The 571-nt window shown below is 31.0% G+C and carries 1 protein-coding gene; it reads right to left on the bottom strand.

The window, feature by feature from the left end; genetic code table 11:
• Positions 1 to 571: ankyrin repeat domain-containing protein (locus L8W69_RS09255; RefSeq protein WP_263667000.1), on the bottom strand; the 571-nt coding region annotated here is incomplete at both ends.

Genomic DNA, 571 nt, shown 5'->3' with positions numbered 1-571 from the left:
GGCATCGTTTAAAAGTTTGGAGCATTCATCACGATATTTACCCAATAAATCAAAGTCAGTTTTTCCATCAATTTCACAATGAGAAGAATCATATGCTGGTAAATTATATTTTTTTCTAATTTGCTCTGAAGTCATTGCTCCTGCATCTTTTAAAAGTTTTTTATTTCTAGATCCTTTTGCATTATCTAAAGGAGTTCTTGGGGTAGCAAAATTTACATTAGCTCCTAGTTCAATTAAAAGCTTTGTAACCTTATAAGTTTCAGGTTCGCTTACAGCTTCAAATAAAAGAGTTTCATTGTATTCACTCTCTTGAATAAGTCGGGTTTGCATATCCACATTAGCCCCTCCTTTAATAGCTAGTTCTAATAATTCATAATTATTGCATCTGGCCCAAAAATGCATAGGAGTCCAACCAAAGTCATCTTTATGCACTTCAAATTTAGCTCCACGATTGACTAGATATTGTATGATTTGAGAATTTGGATTATCGGCATTGAGTATATAATAATAGATTAGAGCATTTTGATAAATAATGCTATTTCCTTCTACTTTTTTCATTAAAATATATTTA

This window comes from Campylobacter sp. CNRCH_2016_3089 (assembly GCF_025772505.1).
Lineage (GTDB): Bacteria > Campylobacterota > Campylobacteria > Campylobacterales > Campylobacteraceae > Campylobacter_D > Campylobacter_D lari_D.
Note: the sequence above shows the minus strand (reverse complement) of the source record. Positions and strands in the feature narration are given on the sequence as shown.